The sequence below is a fragment of the Bradyrhizobium sp. MOS003 genome, assembly GCF_003020125.1.
Lineage (GTDB): Bacteria > Pseudomonadota > Alphaproteobacteria > Rhizobiales > Xanthobacteraceae > Bradyrhizobium.
The window spans coordinates 303166-324635 of the sequence record NZ_PYFW01000005.1; the positions used below are offsets into that span (position 1 = coordinate 303166).

The following is a 21470-nucleotide window of genomic DNA, read 5'->3' on the forward strand; positions in this document are numbered from 1 at the left end:
AGCGCGGGTGATCAGACCGCGCGATCGCCGAGCGAGGCCCAATAGTTCGGGTTCTTCGGCGACTGGATGCGGACCCAGCGATAGGGCTTCTTCGACCACGGCAGGATGTGGCCGGAGAGATTGTCCAGCACGAGATCGCCGGCGAAGGTACGAACCACGACCACGAGATGATGCTCGCCCCAGGTGGTCACGACCTCGCTGAGCAGCACCGCGCGTGCCGGAAAGCCCTTGGCGATCAGCTCGTGGCGTTTTGTCACGGCGTAGTCGTTGCAGTCGCCACTCGTGGGATGCAGCAGCCATTTTTCGCCGCGCAACCCCTCCAGATTGGCCTCGGGACGGATGGCGGTATTGACGCGCTGGTTGACCTCTTGCATCAGCGTCAGACGCTCCGCCGTGAGCTTCAGCCGGCCGCCCCTGAACACGATCTGCTGCGGCCGCGGCTTGCACTCGTCCTTGTACTTCAGGCAAAACAGCGTGAACGCCATCGGCGCCAGTGTCGGCTGCTCGAACTTGATGTACTGGATGGCGCCGCGCAGGCCCAAGGGCGCGCCGACGAAAGCGGCTTCCGCTTTCTGCTGCACCCCGGCAGCAACCACAACAGCGGCCAACGCCGCCAGGAACCTTACAATCTTGCGCATGTTGCGCCCCCCATTCTTGTTGAGGAGACGCTACGCGAGACGTCTTGAAATACGGCTCAAAGGCCGAGCGATCCTTTAATCAAAATGCGGGCGCGTTGGTCGGAAACAATTAAGAATACCGATGTGTGACTGGTTCTGCTAAGAGCGGTCACGACGTTCCGCTCGTGACGCTGGAAGCGATTCGACCGACCTGATGGGCCTTTCCTCACGCTTTCGAAAGAAGACCAAGCCTCGGCTTCCCGACGGCGTTCGCGTCTATGCCATCGGCGACGTGCACGGCCGCGCCGATCTGCTTCAATCGCTGTTAACCGTCATCGACGTCGATCTCGCCCGCTCGGCCCCCGAAAGGTCCATCCAGGTCTTTCTCGGCGACTATGTCGACCGCGGCCCGGACTCGCGCGCCGTTCTTGATCTGCTCATCGAACGCTCGAAGACACACGAGACGGTCTGTCTGAAGGGCAACCACGAGATCTTCCTGCTCGAGGTCCTCAAGGACCCCGCTCGGCTGCAGGAGTGGCGCCACTATGGCGGTCTGCTGACGCTGGTCTCCTACGGCGTTACGCCGACTATGAATCCGTCAGCCGAGCAGCAGGTCGAGCTGATCGAAGGATTGAAGCGCGCGCTGCCGCCCGAGCACCTGGCGTTCCTGCAGCAATTGCCCTCGTCCTTCACCTGCGGCGACTTCTTCTTCGTCCACGCCGGCGTCAAGCCGGGCGTCCCGCTTGAGCGCCAGAAGGATGAGGACATGCTTTGGATCCGCGAGGAGTTCCTGGCGTCCGAGGAGCGCTTCGGCAAATACATCGTCCACGGCCATACGCCGGTGAGCGTGCCCGATATTCGTCCGAACCGCATCAACATCGACACCGGCGCTTACGCGACCGGAAACTTGACGCTACTGACGATCCAAGGCGATAGTCTGATGGCAATTTAAGAGCCCTTCTCTCGTTTCAATCCCGTTTGCTTCGCCCTCACAGGCCTTATCGATTTCACCATGAACCGCTTGTCTCTGCTTCGCGTCATCGGCATCTGCACTGCGATCGTCCTGGCGCTTCATGCCGGCATGCAATTCTATGCCGATCTCGTCCGACCGAACTTTCGCGCGAGCGATTTGTTCTCGGGCGAGATCCCGCCCGAGAAGGCCGGTCTGGCGGCCGGAGGTGTCCTGGCATCGGTATCGCTGGATGGCGACCTGCTTGCGAACTACGCGGCGGCGCGGGCCGCCGACGTTCTTCACCGTCCGTCGACCGATGCGGCCGGACGGGCTAGCGAGAACAAGGCCGCACAGGCCGCCGTGGTCGCAGCGTTGAAAATCTCGCCGATCAGGCCCGCGCTCTGGCTTACGCTCGGGACGCTGCAGGCCCAAGCGGGCGAAGTGGTAACGCCGGCGGTAAAGATGTCCTACTTGACCGGATCGGTGCCGATCGACGTCGCCTTCGCTCGCGTGCGGACCGTGACCTCGAGCGCGGCCGCGACGGACGAGGAGATCAAGCTGCTGGCGCAATCCGATATCCGCGCCGCGCTGGCCAATCGCTCGCGTTACGAGCCGCTGCTGATTGCCGCCTATGTGCAGGCAACGCCGCAAGGCAAGGCGCTGCTGCTCGACACCACGAAGATCACAGATCCAAAATTCAACGAGATCCTGCGGCGGTACTAAGCTTCAGCGCACCGGTTTCGGATTGACCGGCACAAAGTCCTGATCGCGACGGGGCTGGCCGGATCGTCCCTGATAGACGAACATGCCCTTCTTCGTCGTGACGATGTCGCCTCGCTGCAAGCTGTCGTCGCGGAGAAGACGTTCGGTCGCGACAAGGTCCGGATCTTCCGGGACCGGCTTGTAGAGCTCCGGATGCTCCCGCCGCTCGCGCGATGCTTCCTTGGCTCGGCGCCGCGCGTCCTCGATCCGCTGCCGCCATTCGTCGCGCGTCACCTCCGGCTCGCTTGGCGGAAGATAGTCGTTGACCGACGGCTCCGGCTCGGTCTGAGCGAAACACAGGGACGGACTTGCGAGGCCAAAGCCGAGCGCGCCGGCAAGGGTCATGACTGCGCCACCGAGCGCTCCAAACCGCATTCCGCGGTCGAGCGAATGGTTACTTCGGGCGGTGCGCACGCGGGTCCCTCCAAATCCAGGGCATGAGGGCCATCGTTAGCCGCACCAGCCTCATCTCAGGTTCAGTCTATATCCTAGCCGATTGCGCGAAAGCCAATTCGCGGGCAGGGTTTCCACTTTGGCTCCGAGGATTTCAGCACGTGGTTCGCAGCATTGCCCCCTTGGCTCTGGTCATTTGCATCGCAACGCAATCGGCGACCGCCGGCCAGATCGAATACCCGCAAGTCATCCATACGCAATATGAGGCGGTCGATCAGAAGACCGGAGGCCACTTCGTGCTGTGGTCCGAGCGGGAAAAAATCTTCTACGGCCTCGACCAGAAGCTCTTCCCCGGCGCCCGTTACGTCGACATCACCCAGGTCACGCCGAGCGTCGGTTCGATCACGTTGACCTACGTCGAAGTCCGCACGGTTGGCAGCACGACCTCGGACTATCTGTACCTGGCCGGTAATGTGCGCTTCCGCGTCAGCGGAATGACACTGAAGGCCAGCAATTTCCCTGCCGGCGGCGGGATGACCCCCAGCGGGCAATAGTCGGACGCCTGATTTCGGGCTTTCGGGCCCTGACCTCAAAAATCGAAAAACAACCCCATGCACAGTAGCCAACCCCAGCCAAATCAATGGGTTACGAAATTCCCGAAACAACGATTGCCTCGTTGCACAAAACGGGAGCAACGACCTGGTTCCGCGCCCGGCGGCGGATGATCGATGTGTCCGGGCTCCGCGTTTGGACCGGCGACGGACAATCCGCGGCCTCCTAAGGCCTCGTTAGATCATTGCTGCTAGCTTCCAGCATCCCCTCATGGAGTTGCCGAGCATGCGTGCAAGACCGGTATTGCTGTCAGGTGTTGCCGTTGCGGTGTCTGCCATGTCCAGCCTCGCGGCGCAGGCGAGTCCACTCTGCATCAAGGAACGGACGCCGTTTGCCTTGTCGCAGGATACGGTGCGGTGGACGATGTCGATCGCGCCAGGGGCGGATTGCATCCAGGGACTGCGGTGGTCCTACATGCAGATCTTCAACGTATCGGTCGTAACCGGCCCCTCACGGGGACAACTGGCCGTGGTCGGGTCCGGCTTCCGCTATTCGGCGGAAAACGAGACGCGCGGCACCGACAAGTTCACGCTGCTGATCTCGGGCAAGAACCGTCACGATGCAGGGACCTCGACCTTGGAGGTCGAGGTCAACCCGCAATAGCTTGTCTCGCAACGCGTGAACGGCGCGGCTAGCGGCGGCTCGACCCGCTGCCCCGGGTTCTGTTCCCGTGATAGGGCCGGGCGCGTCCGCCGCCTGTCGTCACGGGCGGCTCGACCCGGCTCGGGATGTTACGCGTCGCGTTGGGTGGCGCCTGTTGCGACGGATTGACAATGGTCACGTTGCGGTTGGGCGTCGAAGGATCGTTGACGCCCTGGGCCCACGCAGCGGCGGGCACAAGCAACGCAATGGCGATCAGAATTGGTCGTTTCATACGATATCTCCCAAGCATGAACGTCAGGGAGGGGATCACCGTTCCTTCACGGTTCGTTGGGCGGCGGCCTCAGCGGGGGACGGCAACCAGCTTGCCATCTCGCCAGACGCCCTGGGCCGACTTTCCAGCAGGCAGCTTAGCTGAAAGGTTCCGAACGGCAGTCGGCCGCGAGGCGGCCTGATTGGTCTCTGCCTTCTTGGTTGGGGTCGTTATGATGCTGGAGCTCGTGGTGTTGGACTGATCCTTGATCCCTTGCGCAACGGCAGGCGAAACCAGGAACGTCAAAACCGTGAGGACTGCTAAAACGCCGCGCATGGTCGAACACCAAAAAGAGAAGAGCTTGGCGAAATGTCACAGGTTCTCGCCCAAAAGCAAGCACCTTCGAACACCGCGCGAGGCCGTGGCGGACCCGCTAAACGCAGCGAAAACGCCTCGTCTCGAGACGTTTGAAGCGGAAAGACCTAGCGAAATAACCTTATCCGGGCTACTTGATCGGCCTTGATGACCGACTCCGGTGACACCGCGGCCAACGCTCCCTCGACGCAGCAGATCAAAGCCGGCTTTATCCGTCTCCTGTCGAGCCGCATCCGCGCCGTATCCGACGATCCCCGGCAGATGCGGGAGATCGTCTACGAGCTGGCGCGCGTCAAGCTTCTAGAGCAATTCACCCACGCCGACGCGCGGGAATCTCGCGAGCTTCAGCAAATTCTCGAACGTGCCATCAAGGAGGTCGAGCGTTCCTTCGAGCGCAGCGCCGCGACCGAGCTGCAAAAAATTGCGGCAAGCGCCGTTCCGTTCCCCGCGCCGGTCCAGTCCCCCGTTCCCCCACCCATCCCGATGTCGTCCCCCGTTTCGGCTCCGCCGCCCGCTGCGAAGGACGCGACAGCACCGCGCCGTCCGGTGGCATCGCCGCGTCCGCCAGATCAACCCATGCGCAGCGGCACCTTCACGTTTCTGCTTCGACTGGGCGGCATTCTCCTGCTCATGGCCGGTGCCAGCGCCGCGGTGATCTATTGGCCGCGGTTGAAGACACAAATGGCTGCACTGTCACAATTGGCGCAGCCATCCGAGCGCGCGCCGAGCAGCTCCGAGCTCCGGCCGGCCACCGCCCCGCCCCCGGCGGAGAGCGTGACTGTTGAACGAGCGCCCGACATTGCAAAGGAGCCGGCGCCGTCTGCACACCCCTCCATGCCTCTGCCGACGACCTTCGGCGTCTACGCGTTGAACGAAGGGCAGCTGCAGGAACTGAAAACGGTCCCCGGAAAGATTCCGGACCGCCGCGTTGCGATCTCGGCGGCCATCAACACGCCGAGTGCGACGACCCTGACAAGCGGCGATGTCAGCTTCATCGTGTTCAGACCGGACGGAAGCATCGAGGCAAGCGTGACCGAAGTTCGAGTCGTCGCGAAGGTGTCCCGGTCGATGGGCGTCGATGCCTCCGGCAAGGCCGCCATGGTCAACGCGGGCGATTCCTGGGTCATTCGCAGCATGTCCTTCCCCTACAAGGTAGGGCCGGTCGAGGATCAGCCGAGGATGCTGCTGCTGCAACCGGAGCAGGACGGCTTCACGCTGTCGCCGGGCCGCTACGTCGTCGTCGTCAAGGGCATGGGCTACGATTTCACCGTGGCCGGGACCGTCACCGATCCCAACCAATGCGTCGAACGCATCAATGCGGCGAACGGCGCGTTCTATTCTCCCTGCCCGCCGCCTCGTTAGATCGGCGGCCAGCAACTACTTGCCGGGCTTGCCGTCCTTGGACGCCGCCGCCGGCGCGTCGTCGACCTTACCGTCGTTCGCGACGCATTTCTGGAAGTATGCACGCTGATCCTTGGCCGTTCCCTTGGCGCTGCCGGCCGCCGGATTGCCGATTTGCCTGGGCGGATAGGCCTTGGCCACCGCCGCGTCACATGCGCGAGCCACTTCGGCCGTGATGGCCGACGCCGTCGCCGGGGCAGCCAGTGTCAACACGCATGCCAATCCAACCAACCTTCGCATATCCCTGACCGGCATGTCATTGCTCCTTCAAACATGAATGCTTGGGGGAACCATATCAAAAAGGATCAAAGCGCCAAACGGCAAAGCGGCGCCGAATTGTGACGCGGTCAACCTTGCTTGCTGGAGATATTGCGTGTGGCCGCACCGTGAATCCGCGTCGTTCAGCGTTGCCGCGCATCAGAGCGACGGCAGGCCTGACAATTTCCCCCGATACAGTCAACGGGTCTCTACAAGGCCGAGGTGATCGATCGGCGCGGACCATGGCGCAGCTTCGAGGCCGTCGGGTTCGAGACCTTGGAATGGGTGTCCTGATTCAACACCGGAGAGGGTTGGTCCGACGACTAACAGTGTTACAGCTAGGGGACTATGATAAAGGTGCGACTGCCGGAAAATGCCTCGATCTGAGAAATAATGGTCAAATCGACACTTTTCACTCCGTCCTGGATGTAGACGTCGAAATCCAGAAATGTGTTGGTTGGCGCGGGCGTGAACCGGATGATATAGTTCGTGACGATCGTCTTCGACGTCATGTCGGCCGGGTTGATCTGCCAGAACTGCGGGTCGGCGCTTGATGCCAGCGACAGTCCCTGGTCAACAAACGCGTGCCAGGGGCGAATGAGGCCCGGGATATTTCGAAGCTCTTTCGGACTCGAACCGTTTGCATGCGCGCTATTCCACTGTTCGATGGTCCCCCGGAAGGGATCTCCTCTTGTCTCTAGGACGGGCTGGACCTCTGTCTCTGAAGTCGTCGGATAGCCAAACCATCCCGGCGTTCGCACCAGAGAGATGTGAGTGTTTTGATCTAGGGTAAGCGCACGCTTCGATTTTGCTGAGTAGAAAGTGGCTACCGTGTCAGCTTTCTCGAAATTGTTCATGAAGCCGAGCTTGATCCTTGAGCCGAACTGACGTCGGCTAATTCTCACACAGGGATCAAGGACATAATAGCGTCCAGAGGCGCTCAGTAACAACGTCCCCAGGCTTACCGTTCTCGCATCCTCGATCGGCTTGGGCGAAGATACACATTCGCCCCACGCTTCAGAACACAAACTGAGGAGGAGCGACGCAAGAATCACGTACTTCTTCATGCTGGCGCTCCTGGGTCCACAGCCTTGTCGCTTAAGGCGCTCAGCGCAATTTGCGAGATTAAGAGGGTCCACAGAATGGGAAGAATGGCCGACATGGCCGACACGGTCGGATTCACTGTCTCTGTAGGAATGTGGAGGGCGCCAATCGCGTCGATCAAAAATGATGCCAGCTGGGCATTGGCAAGCGAGATCGCGAATACGGCGGAGGTGCCCACTAAAAAATAACGATGCCAGCGATTTGCTATCTTGGTCACGTACCGAAAATATAACGGACTCAAGCAAAGAATGATAAAGAAGCTAATGACTACCGGGTAATTCTGCTGCTCAGGAGTCTGGAAGGCACTTACCAAACTGGCCTTGGTGCTGATGAATGCCGCAGTCACGTCCGCAGGCAACATTTTGCTAAATCGATCTAATCCAGTATCGGACGACTGAATTGGGGCCGGCATCAATATCTCCTACGCAAGCGCCAGACCAATGGCTCGTTGAATGATGTCGGCAATCGCTGCTGTCGCCTCGACGTTCTTCTGGAACTCTTTCGCAGCATTGATCTCGCTTTGGATATCCGCATTTGCTGATTTTAGGTCGGCAATTGCCCGCTTGAGCTCTTCCGATTCATCAGCGACCTGAAGTTGGGCGTTCTGCAGCCCGAACAGACACTCGCGCAGCCGCCTTATTGCAGTTGCCATTGCCGCCCTTGTTTCGGGCGGCGCAACGGCTTGGTTTTGGTATTCCGCCTCAAGCAGATTGATGTAGTTCTGGAGGTTCGGAATGATCAGAGCTCCGGCCTGAGCAAATTGCTGGCTGTTTGCCATCATCAAGCCCCCTTCTTCACGGCAGCATCCAGCGCCTGCGCCTTCTCAAAGAAGTCAAGCAGGAGGCCGGCAGCATCGGTAAACGAATAGGTCGAATCCTTAGCCGCGCGGACGACGGCTCTGTGAGCCACAAGAAGGGCCCGGAAAGGGACGCGCGAATCCGCCGTCGCCAGTTCGTTTAAGCTTTTCTCTTGAAGGCTTAGCTCGTTGGTCAATCGAACCTGCTCGGCAGGGTCCGTCGATCTCTTAAGGGCTTCGGCCTGCTCCTGAAGATATCCCTTCTCAACACCGATAACGATGCCTTGAAGCTGATAGGACGTAGCCCCCAAGGAAGTTATCGCATTCTCGATGCGATATCGGTTTCTGATGATCGCGGCTCTTAGAGCCTCGACACGCTGCGCCTCAATAACCTCGCTTGCAACAAATCCTACAAGATCTAGCGCCGCAAGCACTGTAGCGGACTGCCGGACTTGCGATCCGAATGATTTGACGCCAGCGCGCGCCGCGGAGTCGATTTTTCCTACGGCTTTCTGGATCGCTTCGGTATCTTTGGCAGCGGCCAGCTCAGCAAGCCCGTTGCTGTAGGCAGTCACTTGCGCCATGTAGAGAAGGGCATTCGGAATGGTCGACTTCGGTGGCGTAAGCCCTTCGAAGGTGCAGCCCCTTCCTATTTCGCAAGACCCAATCCTAAGATCTTTGAGCTGCGCTCGGATCTGGATTCTGCGCTTTATCTCATTGTTGCGTTCATCCAGCTTGGCGAGTGCCGATTGGCTCGCGGAGACCCCTTTCGCAAAAGTACTGATCGACTCTTTGTACGGCTCTGTGGTGCAAGCTCCGAGCCACAGCGTGCAAGCAATGACTACCGCGCAACGCACGGAACGCATCGGCCCCTCTCCCCCTATTTAGCTCCCGGATCGAGTTGATCACGCAAATTTCTGACAATCAATCAGATTGTGCTGCGAGATAGACACTACCGATGTCGAGCGACCGTAAGATGGTGTCACCGGGCTAACGGCGCTTGGTTGTTAGAAGGGTCAGGTGCCCGCACCGTTGGTCATTTGTGCGGCGCATTATTTCGTCTGATGAAGTGTCGAGCGAAGCGCCCACCTGAACGATACAAACTACGTGGTGACGTTAGGTACGCAAGCTTCGTGAGGACGGAATACTCCCGCGGCACGAGGTGGTTGCGTGGTCCGCGCCGATGGATCACCTCGGCCTCTTAGGGCAGTTGACGGTTTCGGCGAGAGCGCGGGCAACGCTACTATGCCCTGCTGGAACAACCCGCCATGGCGGCCTAACTCAAACAGCGGCGTCCGGCGAACCGGGGCGGTTCAGCCCTGTCGGCTTGCACCGATTTAACCCAAAGCCAATCCGCTCTAGCTGTTGAGCTGCGGCGGCTTGAAATTCGGAAAGCGGGTGAGCATTGCGGTCTTGACGAACTTCAGGTGCGCAATGCTGCTGGCCAACTCCTTGAGCCGGCGCTGGCCGTTGGAGATGTCCGCCGCAAAGAGATCCTGGTGATGGTTGTCAAGCGCCTCCCGCTCGAGATACTCATCGGTGCCGTTTCCGAAGGTGACGGATGCACGCGCGAGGGCATCGTCAACACGCCGGTTGAGACCGGCCTGCTCCTTCTCCGCTTCCTGCAACGCTGTTTCGATCGCCGTTAGGACGGCACCAATCCGCGCGCGGTCGGTCTCCGCATCTCGCTCGGCGGAGCGCGCCTTGAAGGTTTTGTCTTCGCGGCGGGAGCCGAGAAGATTATGTGCGCGAGCTCTCAGGAACAGCTGAAACATTTAGGCCATCCCACCTTCGAGATTTGGGCCGTTACCATGGGTCAGACATAGTTAACAAAGCCTAAATCCTGCGTCGGCTTCGCCTGGCTTTGTGCGATCCACACCCGCCAAGCTGCTTCGTGCTCGGAATAGAGCTCAAGCCATCGCACGCCGTCAACCGCGGTCGTTGCTGCAACATCCAGCGCTTCGAATTCCGCCGTCTCCTCCAGCGACAGGCCGATCAGAACACGATGCCCTTTCGCGTCAACGAAATACCTGCGGGGCGCGTTGTGCCGTTGATCAGTCATTTGAATGTCCCTCGTTCATGATCCAAGGACCAGGAAGATCTTTCAGATGCCGACCATAGGTAGAAACAAACGCGATCAAAATGAGGGCGCAAGTCGTCGCGCCCAGCAACGCAATGAGGTACGTCATTATGCTTACCTACGCGCCCCCGGAAAAATCGGGACGACCGGACTCTCGCCATGAACTCTTCCGTCTTAGGCTGGCTTTCCAAAGCGCTCAAGGACGGCAACAAGTTAACCTAACCGCAGATGGTTAGTTCGACCTCGATGACGACCATTCAGTTTGGGCGGCGCGCGCCGTTCTACGATTCCGATGGCCGCTGGGCTCGACCGGTCTCCATCGCGGCGGCGGAATAGGGCGCATAAAGACGATATCGTGCCGATCGCTTCCGCGAGCGCCGCGCCCGCACGGCATAGCCACAGCCAAAACCCGCTGCGAAAATCGACATCAAAACCAGGGCAGCCAACATTTGGAATGTTCCCACGTTTGCCGGAACGTTCCTCCCGCGCTCATTTTCATCTTTTCGTTGTGTCGACTTCAAGATCGTGACCGCTGAAAGTTTTGTCAGACGAAGATGAAGTTTGTGCAACGTAATGCTTGAAGATTGGTCGGCGCGCGGGGCACGGAGCGCGGAGAAGAGCCTCGGGTTCTGTTTACCAGAACTCGTCACATAGACACTATGAACCCTCGTTCATTTGGCGCTTCAAACGTTGCCGGCGCGGAGAACGAGCGTCGGAGGACGCGCACCGGATTCGCCAGCGAAGTACCGTGGTACTACGGAGCGCCGCGCGTCGATTTCGTCGCGGTAAGGTTGAGCGGTTAGCTTAATCCGCGTTGTTTGTTGCGAAGTCTCACCGATCGCATATCCATCCTCACACCGGGCTCCCCCAAGCCCGGCCCCACCCAAGCAAAGCCGTCGAGCGAACATGGGTCGCTTGGCGGCTTTGTCGTTGTCTCGACAAGAGGATCATTTCGGTTATGGCGCGCAAGCCCTGGTCGTTCAAGGAAGACCGCCGGCTCATGGAGCTGGCCAAGTCTTCGGCTTCGCTGGAAGAGGCGGCGAAAGTTCTCGGACGCTCGCCTGATGCGATCAAGCGCATGGCCTTGCGGCTTGGTCTTTCGCTGAAGCAGAAGACGGGCAAGAAGAGCTAGTCCTGGAGAGCTAGTCCCCGGGAGCTAGTCCCCGGGAGCTAGTCCTGGAATAGCTTGGGCCAGCCTTGCATGGTCGCTGCCGCGTCGACACCTCTCCGAACCCCGTGCAGCTATTGGCTTGGCCCATCGGAACCAAAGCAACCATTGGATGTTATCCAGGCTTCGCAGTGAGGTTTGGCAGTGCTCAATTTTGCCATTTCCGCAATGTTGACTTGGCTGGCGGTCAACATCGCTTTCGTGGTGTTTCGGTTGAGGGCCACCCGCGATCCCGCCGCGCCCCACGGCCACGGGGCCGGCCAACCTTATCCAGCGACCGTTCACGCCCGCCCCCGGTGACGCTACCTGGCGTCCTGCCTTCGGTGCGCCCGGCCGTCAGACCTAGTTGCGCGTCTTCTTCTGGGAGCCCATCCCGGGGCTCGTTCCGTAGTTGGGTGTCCCCGTCCCCTTGAAAGCTCCACCCATGCTGTCCGAACCGGAATTCGTCGCGGTGCCGCTGCGGGTGGTGGGCTGATTGCCGGCTGGCTGGTCTTTGGTCCCCTGCGCGGAGGCCACGGCGCTTCCGACGACCAACGACAGGAGGAGGCTTAACGTCCTGATCATACTGTCAACTTTCATGCATAGGCCACGGACCATCGGTCGGGCAAGCCACTTGGTAGCCCTTCCAGGCCGGTCTGCCCGTTAAACCCTATCTTAGCCCCCGCTGGCTAGGATCAATTCCCAAGATAATTCCAAAGATAATTCCCACGCTCAGTCCCCAGCCTCTCCTCATTCCACCCGGACCGGATGAGACACCAGCGACCGAACCTTCCGTTTGCGGCGCTCGTACTCGCGAGCACAATGGCGTTTGGCCTGGCTGGGCATTTCGCGGCAGAGGCGGTCATTCGCCACCAGCAGATGCATCAGCTCAACGAGCTGACCGAGGTCGTTCTGCGCCGTTCCGAATTTGCGGTCGATTTTGCCGCGGGCAGCCTGGACGAGCTTGCGAGGCGTGATCTTGCCAACTGCGCGCCGGCGGCGCTGCAAGCCATTCGGCTCCACGTCTACCAGCGCTCGGCGATCAAGGACGTCCGTCTCGTCAATCCGGACGGATCGGTGATCTGCTCGGCCTATTCCGAGACGCTCGAGTTCGACAAGGGATGGGCCGATCGCCGCGACATGCTGCCCTCGCACGACAAGAAGCTCTCGCTGTTCCGCGTGGAGCAGTTCGGCGGCGACGCGTTGGGCGTGCTCAGGGACGTCAATCGCAGCTCCGCGCTGGTCGCCATCCTTGGCCTCAACGCCGGCCTGTTCGATCTCATGCCAGCCGAGCTGCGCGCACACAGCGAAGTGATACTCGCCTTGAGCAACGGCGAGAAGCTCGGCGAATTCCGGCTCGATGCCGACAAGCCCCTGCCCGAGCCGATCAGCTTCGACAGGCGTTCGACGCGCTTCCCGCTTCACACGACGATCCGGCTCGAGCAAGCGGTGCTTTCGAGCTGGAACAGCGAGGCCTATTGGCCGGCGCTCGCAGTCGCCCTTGGCCTTGGTGCACTGTTCGGCATCCTGCTGGCACGCAGCCGCCGCATGGAAGGGCCGGTCGCCGATCTCGATCGCGGCCTCGCGGCCGGCGAATTCAAGCCATACTACCAACCCATCTTCGAGCTCAGGAGCGGCAAGATCACGGGCTGCGAGGTTCTGGCGCGCTGGGTTCGTCGGGACGGCTCGGTGGTGCCGCCGATGAACTTCATACCGCTAGCCGAATCCAGCGGACGCATCCAGGTGATGACCTGGCAGATCCTGAAATCGACGCTCGCCGACCTGCAGGGCGTTCTGAGGGCGGACAAGACCTTCAAGATGTCCGTGAATGTCGTTCCCAAGCACCTGCTGAGTGCCGGCTTCGTCGAGACGCTGCGCCGCACGGTCCTGGCGGCAAGAATCTCCGCACGCCAGATCGTGGTCGAAGTGACCGAACGCGACGAGCTCGACGATCTCGCGCACGCCGCGACTGTGGTGGCCGAGCTGCGTGACCATGGCTTCCGCGTCGCCATCGACGACGTCGGCGTGGGTCACAGCGGTCTGTCGCGGCTGAAGGGGCTCGGCGCCAACACGATCAAGATCGACAAATTCTTCGTAGACACCATCACCGTGGACGCCTCGACCACGACAATCGTCGAGATGTTGGTCGCGCTCGCCAGGGACTTCCGGATGACGGTCGTTGCCGAGGGTATCGAGACGGAGGAGCAGCGCCGTGCCCTGATCGCGTCCGGCGTCGAAGAAGGACAGGGCTATCTCGTCGCCGCGCCGCTGCCGTTTGCGAAATTCAGCGAGCTGGTCGATTCACACCGCCACTCCGCATCCGCAGTGCCGGCCGACGACGTCCTTGTGGCCTGACCATCGTTCCCGGACGACCTTCCCGCCGGCGATGGCGGCCAAGTTGCAGGCAGTCCGCGATGCGGAAGATCGGCGGGGTCTTTTAACGATGTTCTCGTCTTTCGAAGCGGGACCGAATCCAAGCGGCTATGGTAGCCCATGCGCCGTAATCATCTCATCGCAGCCGCGGGAATCTGTCTTGCCCTGATCGTCTATGCCACATTGGCAAGACTGGCGGGACGGCCGGCGCTGATGGGACATAGCGAAGCCTATTGGATCGTGGTCATCGAGCGCTTCAGCGCCTATGGGCTGCTGGGCTTCCTGCTGGCCTTCCTATTGCCCGGCCGGCTGGTTCTGGCTTGCTCGCTGGTCGTGGCCGTCGCAATGGGGCTCGAATTTCTGCAAACGCTGACGCCAGATCGTGACCCGGGCTTCCTGGACGTCCTGCAAAAGACGGCGGGCGGAACCTTCGGCGTCATCCTCGCCCAGACGATCCTCGCCTTCTTGCCTCGCCCGCCAGCCTGAGGCTCGCGGCGCCGACAAGTTCTTCAGCGCCTTCGGCGACCTCCCCCTACTTCATCATCTGCCCGCGCAGTTCGCCGCCCGGGTTCGCGGCCGTATGAATGTTGGCGTACCACTTGCCGGCTAACAGATCCGTCGCCTGGGTATCCGTGAGCGTGGCGTTGCCCTGGATGGGACTCTGGACCGTCTTGAAGGGCAAGGCGATGCCAGCGTTCTTGCCCGCTTCACCCGGACCGTGGAAATGGGCGCCGATCGCCGGGCCAGTCAGACCGGCATAGGTGACCGTATAGGTCAGGACCTTCGTCTCGGAATCGAACGTGGCCTCGGCCTTGCCTGAACCGGTGGAACTGTTCGGAGGCACTTCATTGCTGCCTTTGAGGTCGGCCTGCAGCTTGACGACCTCCGCACGTGACGGCGCGGACGTGACGATCAGCAGCCCGCCGAGCATCACCGTTCCCAACAGCGTTACGCCGAACCGATAGCTGGCTTTCTTCATGGCATTCTCCTGCGGGCTCTCAGGCCCGTTACGGTTCAAACCCCGGTCCCCGGCTTGAAATTCCGGAGACAGGACTATGCCTGATTCGCCAAGAGCTATCGGAGATACCAGAAGGGTCGCTTCGAGCCGCCGATCCCGAGTAACGCGAAAAGGGCTACGCTGCCCCGCGCTCTCGGAACCCGGTCGGCGTCAGGAGTTCGGCCATTTGCCTGTGCGTGCTCTGGAGCGCGGCGATGGCGCCGTCGAGATCGAAATCCGCTTCGCGGACGGAGGCGAAGAACTTGGCCGTCAGCGCCAGGTCAAGCTTGACGCGCGTTGCGCCGTCGCGGCTCTTGCGGCGGTCGAGCGACAGATGGATGGCCCGCATTCTGGCCTCTGCGGGCGTACAGTCGCTGAGCGTCGCCAGTTCGTCGTATGTCATCCAGATCTGAGGCATGTCTCGTCGGTCCTTTATTGCAGCCTCATCGTAACGTTCCGCGCCTAAATGCACCGTTGCCGCAGCGCGGTCGCACCCCGCTTCGCTGCGATAGCGTCAACGCAAGACTAAGATGCGGGAGGCCTGGAAGGCGCAGGAAACTGGCGCGGCCGCGAACGGCTGTCGAGGCCCTTGGGCAATTTTTCATTGAGCTTCACGACGGCGCATCGAGCCTCCGTCGCCGGCGCTTCTTCCTGGCTGTAGATCAGCGTCACCTCGAACATCACGTCGGGCGCTTGCCTCGCGGTTCCGGAGCAGGTCGCCATCGCACCGCTGCACGTGCCCGAGAGCGCGACCTCGACCTCGTCCAGACCGAACACGGTCGGCGGCCCCTCGGCATAGCGCCGCGTGGTCAGGACGGCGGTAAAGCGCTGTTCGTCGTCGAATTGATAGGAGCCGCCATAGGTGAAGAAGCTGTCGCTGCCGGAAATCCGCCCGTCCGCAAGATGCACGATACCTGTGCCCTGGCCGCGCGGGGTCCTGAACCAGGCCGCGTATTTGCCGTCTCGCATCATGGAAACACCCGTCGTAATATTCACTGGTATTTGCAACCAACTCTGGGGCGCGACAATGACCGATGCGGCGAGCATGCCGCCACGGTTAACGCCCTGCAAAGCCAACCCGTCAAATTGCCGCCGCAGCACGCGGCGGCGCCGTCAAAACAATTCTATGCCGTCATCCGTGGTCTCGACCGCCTCGACCCGGCGCGTGGCCGCGATCGATGCCAGTCCGAGCGCTTGCAGGAATTCGCGATGAACGTCCCGCTCACGCTCCATCGTGTAGCGCGCGAAGAGATCGTCGAGGATCGCCTGATCCTGCAGCTCCGGCTGTAGCCGCTGCGTGCCCGCGCTCGCGGTCTCGAGCCGCGTGGCGACCGCAGGCAAGGCTGCGGAGCTTTCGCCGAGGCTGGTCATCTGACCCTGGGCCGAATTCATCAGCCGCTCGAATTCCGCGCCTTCGTCCACGAGCCGACTCATCAGCTCGCCGAGCCGTTCATTGCCGCCCTCGACCTCGCGCAGCGCCAGAAGGATCTGCGGCTCGAGCTTGGCGAGTTGCGTGGGGTCGCCCTGCACGCGCAGCTCCTTCAGCTCGTTGGCCGAGCGCTCGATGGCGTCGAGCACGGGCCGCAGGCGCCCGGCGCCCGCGGAGACCTGGTCGGCGGTCGCCTTGAGCTCGTTGGCGATGACGACGAAGGCGCTGCCGCGACTGCCGAGATGGCTCGCCTTGAGGCCGGCATTCATTCCGATCAGCGTGATGTCCACGGTCGCCTCGGCAAGCCCGGCGATCGCCTGGCGAAATTTCGCCAGCGTGTCCTCGACGATCGCGAGCGCCTCGTCGACCGAGCGGCCCGCGCTCTCGCAGGTGGCAATCAGGGTCGATGCGTGCGCCAGCGTCTGCTTGATCCGGGTCAGGAACGACGACGAACCGCCGTCCTCGCCGCCGAACAGCGTGCGGCCATGGCCGACGACGCTGCCCGCATCTTGCAGGATGGCCGTCAGCGCGCCGACGATCTGGCCGACGTCGCCGCCGAACTCGCGCTGCGCATCCCTGAGCTGGGCCGCCTGCAACCGGCAGATCGCACGCGCGCCGTCGCCGCTCGTCCCAGACGCGGGAACGAGGCTCGGCGCGGATTCCGACGCGAGGCCGAGACCGTGGAACACGTGCTCGAGTCGCTGACGCGTGCTGTCGCCCGCCTGCAGCGAGATGATGGCGCTGCCGACCGCCTCGGCGATCTTCCTGGTGCTGGAACCGGCGCGGTCGGCCAGATGGCTGCTCTTGCTGCGCTGATCGCGTAGTCCTGAATAGGCTGCGCCGAGTTCGGCGCTCTCGGACACCAGTTGGGCCCGGTACCGGCTCTCGAATTCCTTCTGCCGGCCGGACGCGGTGGCAACCGCCTCGGACAGGCGCTGCTGGTCCCGCGCGCAGCCTTCGATCGAGCGCTGCACGGCCCTGCCGAGATCATAAGCTTCCTGCGTGAAGGCGAGAAAGCCCTCGCGGTCGCCGTCGAGCGAGGCCGCCTCGATCCGCGCGCTCCGCGCGATGATGGTGATCATCCCGATATGCTTGAACAGCGGCTTGAGCAGCGAGGACGCCTCCGCCGTGCTCTTGCCGATCGTCTCCAGCAGGGCGCTCTCCGCCGGCAGCGCGTGCGCCAGCTCGCTCAGCCGCGCGGCGATCTCCTGCAGCGCCGTTGCCGCGCCCTCGATCTCGGCGCCGGAGAGCTCACCGGAAAGCGTCGCGAGACCCTGGTTCAGCTCCTTGAAGATGAGGTGGCCGCGTCCGAGTTCGTGGCCGACGCGCGCGAAGACGTCTTCGATGCGCGAGGAGACGTCCTCGATCGCGGCGGTTGCCTCGGTGAGCGTGTTGGCCGGAACGGGCGACATGGCCATCAGCCTGCCACCGCGGCGTGCCCGGCCTGATACCAGTGCATGATCTCTCGCGGAATGTGATGCAGCGAAACCACCTTCTCGACACCGCCATGGGCGATGGCTTCCTTGGGCATTCCGAACACCACACAGCTCTCTTCGTCCTGCGCCCGCGTCGAGGCTCCGAGCTTGCGCATTTCCAGCATTCCCCGCGCACCGTCGTCGCCCATGCCCGTCATGATGACGCCGAGCGCGTTGGCGCCCGCATGCTGGGCCGCCGAGCGGAACAGCACGTCGACGGAGGGGCGATGCCGCGACACCGGCGGGCCGTCCTTGATCGCGATCTGGTAACGCAGACCGATGCGCTGGAGCAGCATGTGACGGGCACCGGGCGCGATATAGGCCCAGCCCGGCAACACCGGCTCGCCGTCCTCGGCCTCCTTGACCCTGATCTGGCAGACGCCGTCGAGACGCTTGGCAAAGGCCGCCGTGAAGCCTGCCGGCATGTGCTGGACGATGACGATCGGCGGACAATGGGCCGGCAACATCTCGAGGACGTCGTTGAGCGCTTCCGTCCCGCCGGTCGACGCACCGATGCAAACGATGCGCTCCGTCGTCGGCCGGACCTTGCCCTGCACCGGCGGCGGGATGATGGCATCGGCCGTCAGCTTCTTCTCGATGGCCCGGCGTTCCGCGCGCGGCCGCACCCGCGCGCGCGCAGCCGACTTCACCGCCTCGCGCAGCCGCGCCGAGCATTCGAGCAGCGCTTGGCGTGTGTCGATCTTCGGCTTGGGCACGATGTCGACCGCGCCGGCCTCGAACGCCTCGAACATCACGTTCGAGCCCTCCTCGGTCAGCGAGGAGCAGATGATCACCGGGATCGGGCGCTGCGCCATGATCTTGCGCAGGAACGTCATGCCGTCCATGCGCGGCATTTCGAGGTCGAGGATCATGACGTCGGGAATCTCGTCCTGCAGACGCCGCGCTGCCACGAACGGATCCGAGGCCGTTCCCATCACCTCGATATCAGGGTCTTCGGACAGGATCGTCAGAAGGATTTGGCGCACCGACGCCGAATCGTCCACGATCAGCACGCGAACTTTCTGCTTCGGCATTTTAGGCGGCGCTCCGGCTAGACCTGGAAAATGGTTGGCTGAACTTGCTTCAGACCCGGTACTGCACTGTGGATCATCGATTCCGAATGCCCGACCAGCAGGTAACCGCCGGGCCGCAAATGGCTGCACAATTGCTCGACCACCTTGCGCTGCGTCTCCCGTTCGAAATAGATCAGGACATTGCGGCAGAAAATAATGTCGACGTCGCGGTCGACCGGGTAGGACTTGTCCATGAGGTTCATCCGCATGAAGTGCGTCATGCGCCGGAGCTCAGGTACGACCCGCACCTCGCCGCGCGACTTGTCACGCGACGTTGAAAAATATCGTTTCACGAATGGTTCCGGTACCGGGCCGAGCACGTCGCGCGTGTAGATCGCCGTCTTGGCGAGGCGTAGCACAGCGGTCGAGATGTCGGTCCCGAGAATGCGGTACTGGAAGCGCGAGCCGTTCCGCGTCATGTCGTCAAGTACCATCGCGGTGGTGTACGCTTCCATGCCGGTTGAGCTCGCCGAACTCCAGATCTTCAGGTTCGCGTTCGTCCGTCCATGTGATTTCAGCAGGCCGGGAATCGCGACGTCCCGCATGAAGGCGAAGTGCTGCGGCTCGCGGAAAAAGTCGGTCTTGTTGGTCGTCACCACATCGATGAGATGAGTGAGTTCGTTGTCGAAATGATCCGCCTCGAAGAGGTTATCGACATATTCGTTGAGATCGGAGAAATTAAGAGCGCGCACGCGCTTGTGCAGCCGCCCCTCCAGCATCAGCCGCTTGCCCTGCGGCAGCTTGATGCCGACCTGGCCCTCGATCAATTCGGCGATGGTCCGGAAGTGGCGGTCCGACAGATGCACGGCCGTATCCTGCAGGGCGGGCATCATGACTGCACGCTCCGTTCGAAAAGGGCCGTCCGCACTGAAGGTCGGGCCATCCTGGCCATGCTGAAAATCCTGCAATCTCACACGCAACCTGAAGCGGATCGGCCCGTCGACAGGGCCGATCCGTCGAACCAGTCTAGCGCTGGAAATCAGCGTCGCGATCATCCTCGCCGTCGTTCATGTCGAAGGCGAAGCCGCCGCCACCGGCAGCCTTCAGGGCACGGGCAGGCTTGGCCGCCGGTTTCTTGGCCGGCCGCTCGACGGCCGCCATGGTCGCCGCCTTGGCCCGCAATTGGTTCACCGCCCGGTCGATCGGTGCGGACTGTCCCTTTCCGCCCTGCTCGATGCGGAAATAGGCGATGGTGGACTGCAGCTGTTCGGCCTGCGAAGCGAGCTCCTCAGAGGTCGAGGACACTTGCTCCGAGGCGCTGGCGTTCTGTTGACCGACCTTGTCGAGCTGCTGGATCGCCTGGTTGATCTGGGCCGAGCCGACGTCCTGCTCGCGGCAGGCCGCGGTGATCTCCTCGACCAGTTCCGCCGTCCTCTTGATGTCTGGCACGAGCTTGGAAAGCATATTACCCGCTTCCTGCGCGACCTTGACAGTCTCCGTCGACAGCGTGCCGATCTCGGCGGCGGCCGCCTGGCTGCGTTCGGCGAGCTTGCGCACTTCCGACGCCACCACCGCAAAGCCCTTGCCGTGCTCGCCAGCGCGCGCGGCCTCGACCGCCGCGTTGAGCGCAAGCAGGTCGGTCTGGCGGGCGATCTCCTGCACGATCGTGATCTTCTCGGCGATAGTCTGCATCGCGTTGACGGCGCGGCCGACCGCTGCACCGCTGGCCTCGGCGTCCTTGGCCGATTGCGCCGAGATTTTCTCGGTCTGGCTGGCGTTGTCGGCGTTCTGCTTCACGTTGGAGGCCATCTCCTCCATCGAGGAGGACGCTTCCTCGGCGGACGAAGCCTGCTCGGTCGCACCCTGCGACAGCTGCTCGGCGCTCGCGGACAGCTCCTGGCTGCCGGCGGAGACGTTCTGCGCCGCGGTCAGCGCTTCGGACACGATCTGCCGAAGCTTCTCCACCATGCGCTCCAGTGCGAGACCCAGCGTGTCCTTGTCCGACAGCGGCTTGGCTTCGACCGTGAGATTGCCATGTGCGATCTCATTGGCCACGGCCGCGGTAGCGTTCAGATTAGCCGTCATAGCGTTGAGGGATTTGACGAGATCGCCGATTTCGTCGTTGGCGACGTTGTCGATCTTGTGGCTGAGATCGCCGATCGCAACGGCATCCGCCAGACCGACCGCCTTGGCGAGCGACCGGCTGATGTTGATCGAAATCCAGACCGCGCCGATGGCAGCGACGATCAGCGAGACCACGACCAGGACGATAAGAACCAGCTGAGCGCGATGGCTGTCTTCCTGCGACTGAACGGCCTGCTCGGCCATCTGCCGCTTGGTGTTCGCGACATAAGCGCCCATCGCCTCCGTCGCATCCGCGACCACCTTGCGACCGTCGCCCATCGATCGCTCTGTCGCCTTCGCCTTGTCGGTCTTCGCCAGCCTGATCGTCTCCTCCTGATAGGCATTCATCCTGGCATAGGCGCTTGCGAAATTGTCGAGCAGCTTCTTGCCGCCCTCGCTGGCGAGCGTGTAGACCTCGTCCTTGATCTTGGTGGCGTCGTCGCGAAGCTTGGCCGCATTGGCCGCGAACTCCTCGGCCTGGTGCTCGGTTCCGAGAATCCCATTCTTCTCCGCCCGAACCTGCTGCCAGATGATCTTTTCGACTTCGGCCGCTTTCTCCATGCGCTTGGCGCGCAGCACCATGGACTCTGCGGTCGAGGCCATGTCGGACAACTTCATGTAGCTGACGGCGCCGGCCACCATGAACAGAAGGATGACGGCTCCGAAAGCGCTTGCGAGCTTTGCTTTGACGGTGAATCGCATTTCAGTC

At 62.0% G+C, this 21470-nt stretch carries 24 protein-coding genes; 8 read left to right on the forward strand and 16 right to left on the reverse strand.

Translation table 11 applies throughout. The features are described 5' to 3' along the window. Nucleotides 1–11 precede the first annotated feature (11 nt). Complete coding sequence (locus C7G42_RS23475; protein WP_106951305.1) at nucleotides 12–638, reverse strand: transglutaminase-like cysteine peptidase; 627 nt, start codon at nucleotides 636–638, stop codon at nucleotides 12–14. Between the two features lie 193 nt (nucleotides 639–831). On the opposite strand from C7G42_RS23475, the gene C7G42_RS23480 reads away from it, so the two are divergent. Both C7G42_RS23480 and C7G42_RS23485 read left to right on the forward strand, forming a co-directional pair. After that, on the forward strand, nucleotides 832–1569 hold the full coding sequence (locus C7G42_RS23480; RefSeq protein WP_106951306.1) for a metallophosphoesterase family protein: 738 nt from the start codon (nucleotides 832–834) through the stop codon (nucleotides 1567–1569). Between the two features lie 60 nt (nucleotides 1570–1629). Next, nucleotides 1630–2292 carry a hypothetical protein gene (locus C7G42_RS23485; protein WP_106951307.1) on the forward strand — a complete coding sequence of 221 codons (663 nt, stop codon included), beginning with the start codon at nucleotides 1630–1632 and terminating at the stop codon, nucleotides 2290–2292. Between the two features lie 3 nt (nucleotides 2293–2295). Here C7G42_RS23485 and C7G42_RS23490 read toward each other — a convergent pair whose 3' ends face one another. Further along, a complete protein-coding gene (locus C7G42_RS23490) occupies nucleotides 2296–2676 on the reverse strand; it encodes a hypothetical protein (RefSeq protein ID WP_245427893.1) in 381 nt (126 codons plus the stop codon). A 209-nt stretch (nucleotides 2677–2885) separates the two neighbouring features. Between C7G42_RS23490 and C7G42_RS23495 the strand changes: the two genes are divergently transcribed. The 3 genes from C7G42_RS23495 to C7G42_RS23510 all read left to right on the forward strand — a co-directional run bounded on the left by C7G42_RS23495 (nucleotide 2886) and on the right by C7G42_RS23510 (nucleotide 5926). Further along, nucleotides 2886–3278 (forward strand): hypothetical protein, encoded by a 393-nt coding sequence (locus C7G42_RS23495; protein ID WP_106951309.1) that lies wholly within the window; start codon nucleotides 2886–2888, stop codon nucleotides 3276–3278. A 283-nt stretch (nucleotides 3279–3561) separates the two neighbouring features. Then, nucleotides 3562–3939 carry a hypothetical protein gene (locus C7G42_RS23500; protein WP_106951469.1) on the forward strand — a complete coding sequence of 126 codons (378 nt, stop codon included), beginning with the start codon at nucleotides 3562–3564 and terminating at the stop codon, nucleotides 3937–3939. Nucleotides 3940–4711: 772 nt separating this feature from the next. Beyond that, nucleotides 4712–5926, forward strand: a complete 1215-nt coding sequence (locus C7G42_RS23510; protein ID WP_106951311.1) for a hypothetical protein — start codon at nucleotides 4712–4714, stop codon at nucleotides 5924–5926. Nucleotides 5927–5941: 15 nt separating this feature from the next. On the opposite strand, the gene C7G42_RS23515 is transcribed toward C7G42_RS23510, so the two are convergent. From C7G42_RS23515 to C7G42_RS23545, 7 genes are all read right to left on the reverse strand, one after another. Further along, nucleotides 5942–6178, reverse strand: coding sequence for a hypothetical protein (locus C7G42_RS23515; RefSeq protein WP_245427895.1), 237 nt, complete (start codon nucleotides 6176–6178; stop codon nucleotides 5942–5944). Nucleotides 6179–6561: 383 nt separating this feature from the next. Further along, complete coding sequence (locus tag C7G42_RS23520; RefSeq protein ID WP_106951312.1) at nucleotides 6562–7290, reverse strand: hypothetical protein; 729 nt, start codon at nucleotides 7288–7290, stop codon at nucleotides 6562–6564. Then, nucleotides 7287–7739 (reverse strand): hypothetical protein, encoded by a 453-nt coding sequence (locus C7G42_RS23525; protein ID WP_147250279.1) that lies wholly within the window; start codon nucleotides 7737–7739, stop codon nucleotides 7287–7289. The genes C7G42_RS23520 and C7G42_RS23525 overlap by 4 nt, the downstream gene beginning before the upstream one ends. A gap of 9 nt (nucleotides 7740–7748) precedes the next feature. After that, complete coding sequence (locus tag C7G42_RS23530) at nucleotides 7749–8108, reverse strand: hypothetical protein (protein ID WP_106951314.1); 360 nt, start codon at nucleotides 8106–8108, stop codon at nucleotides 7749–7751. Beyond that, nucleotides 8108–8989: a hypothetical protein gene (locus tag C7G42_RS23535; protein WP_106951315.1), complete on the reverse strand. Its 882-nt coding sequence runs from the start codon at nucleotides 8987–8989 to the stop codon at nucleotides 8108–8110. Before C7G42_RS23535 ends, C7G42_RS23530 begins: the two co-directional genes overlap by 1 nt. 492 nt (nucleotides 8990–9481) lie before the next feature. Next, nucleotides 9482–9898: a hypothetical protein gene (locus C7G42_RS23540; protein ID WP_106951316.1), complete on the reverse strand. Its 417-nt coding sequence runs from the start codon at nucleotides 9896–9898 to the stop codon at nucleotides 9482–9484. Between the two features lie 41 nt (nucleotides 9899–9939). Next, the gene (locus tag C7G42_RS23545; protein WP_106951317.1) at nucleotides 9940–10185 is read right to left on the reverse strand and encodes a hypothetical protein; all 246 of its coding nucleotides are present in this window, start codon (nucleotides 10183–10185) and stop codon (nucleotides 9940–9942) included. Between the two features lie 976 nt (nucleotides 10186–11161). Here C7G42_RS23545 and C7G42_RS35425 point away from each other — a divergent pair. From C7G42_RS35425 to C7G42_RS23560, 3 genes are all read left to right on the forward strand, one after another. After that, entirely contained in the window at nucleotides 11162–11335 is a 174-nt protein-coding gene (locus C7G42_RS35425) for a hypothetical protein (protein ID WP_167443332.1), read from the forward strand. A gap of 783 nt (nucleotides 11336–12118) precedes the next feature. Further along, the gene (locus C7G42_RS23555; protein ID WP_106951319.1) at nucleotides 12119–13705 is read left to right on the forward strand and encodes an EAL domain-containing protein; all 1587 of its coding nucleotides are present in this window, start codon (nucleotides 12119–12121) and stop codon (nucleotides 13703–13705) included. Between the two features lie 138 nt (nucleotides 13706–13843). After that, the gene (locus C7G42_RS23560) at nucleotides 13844–14209 is read left to right on the forward strand and encodes a VanZ family protein (protein WP_106951320.1); all 366 of its coding nucleotides are present in this window, start codon (nucleotides 13844–13846) and stop codon (nucleotides 14207–14209) included. Nucleotides 14210–14255: 46 nt separating this feature from the next. On the opposite strand, the gene C7G42_RS23565 is transcribed toward C7G42_RS23560, so the two are convergent. The 7 genes from C7G42_RS23565 to C7G42_RS23595 all read right to left on the reverse strand — a co-directional run bounded on the left by C7G42_RS23565 (nucleotide 14256) and on the right by C7G42_RS23595 (nucleotide 21463). Continuing rightward, on the reverse strand, nucleotides 14256–14702 hold the full coding sequence (locus C7G42_RS23565; RefSeq protein WP_106951321.1) for a CHRD domain-containing protein: 447 nt from the start codon (nucleotides 14700–14702) through the stop codon (nucleotides 14256–14258). A gap of 154 nt (nucleotides 14703–14856) precedes the next feature. Beyond that, a complete protein-coding gene (locus C7G42_RS23570) occupies nucleotides 14857–15138 on the reverse strand; it encodes a hypothetical protein (RefSeq protein WP_106951322.1) in 282 nt (93 codons plus the stop codon). A 107-nt stretch (nucleotides 15139–15245) separates the two neighbouring features. Next, on the reverse strand, nucleotides 15246–15692 hold the full coding sequence (locus tag C7G42_RS23575) for a hypothetical protein (RefSeq protein ID WP_106951323.1): 447 nt from the start codon (nucleotides 15690–15692) through the stop codon (nucleotides 15246–15248). 141 nt (nucleotides 15693–15833) lie between these two features. Next, nucleotides 15834–17561, reverse strand: coding sequence for a chemotaxis protein (locus C7G42_RS23580; RefSeq protein WP_106951471.1), 1728 nt, complete (start codon nucleotides 17559–17561; stop codon nucleotides 15834–15836). A 5-nt stretch (nucleotides 17562–17566) separates the two neighbouring features. Then, nucleotides 17567–18658: a protein-glutamate methylesterase/protein-glutamine glutaminase gene (locus C7G42_RS23585; protein WP_106951324.1), complete on the reverse strand. Its 1092-nt coding sequence runs from the start codon at nucleotides 18656–18658 to the stop codon at nucleotides 17567–17569. 17 nt (nucleotides 18659–18675) lie between these two features. Beyond that, complete coding sequence (locus tag C7G42_RS23590; protein ID WP_106951325.1) at nucleotides 18676–19530, reverse strand: CheR family methyltransferase; 855 nt, start codon at nucleotides 19528–19530, stop codon at nucleotides 18676–18678. 133 nt (nucleotides 19531–19663) lie between these two features. Next, complete coding sequence (locus tag C7G42_RS23595; RefSeq protein WP_106951326.1) at nucleotides 19664–21463, reverse strand: methyl-accepting chemotaxis protein; 1800 nt, start codon at nucleotides 21461–21463, stop codon at nucleotides 19664–19666. Nucleotides 21464–21470: the final 7 nt, after the last annotated feature.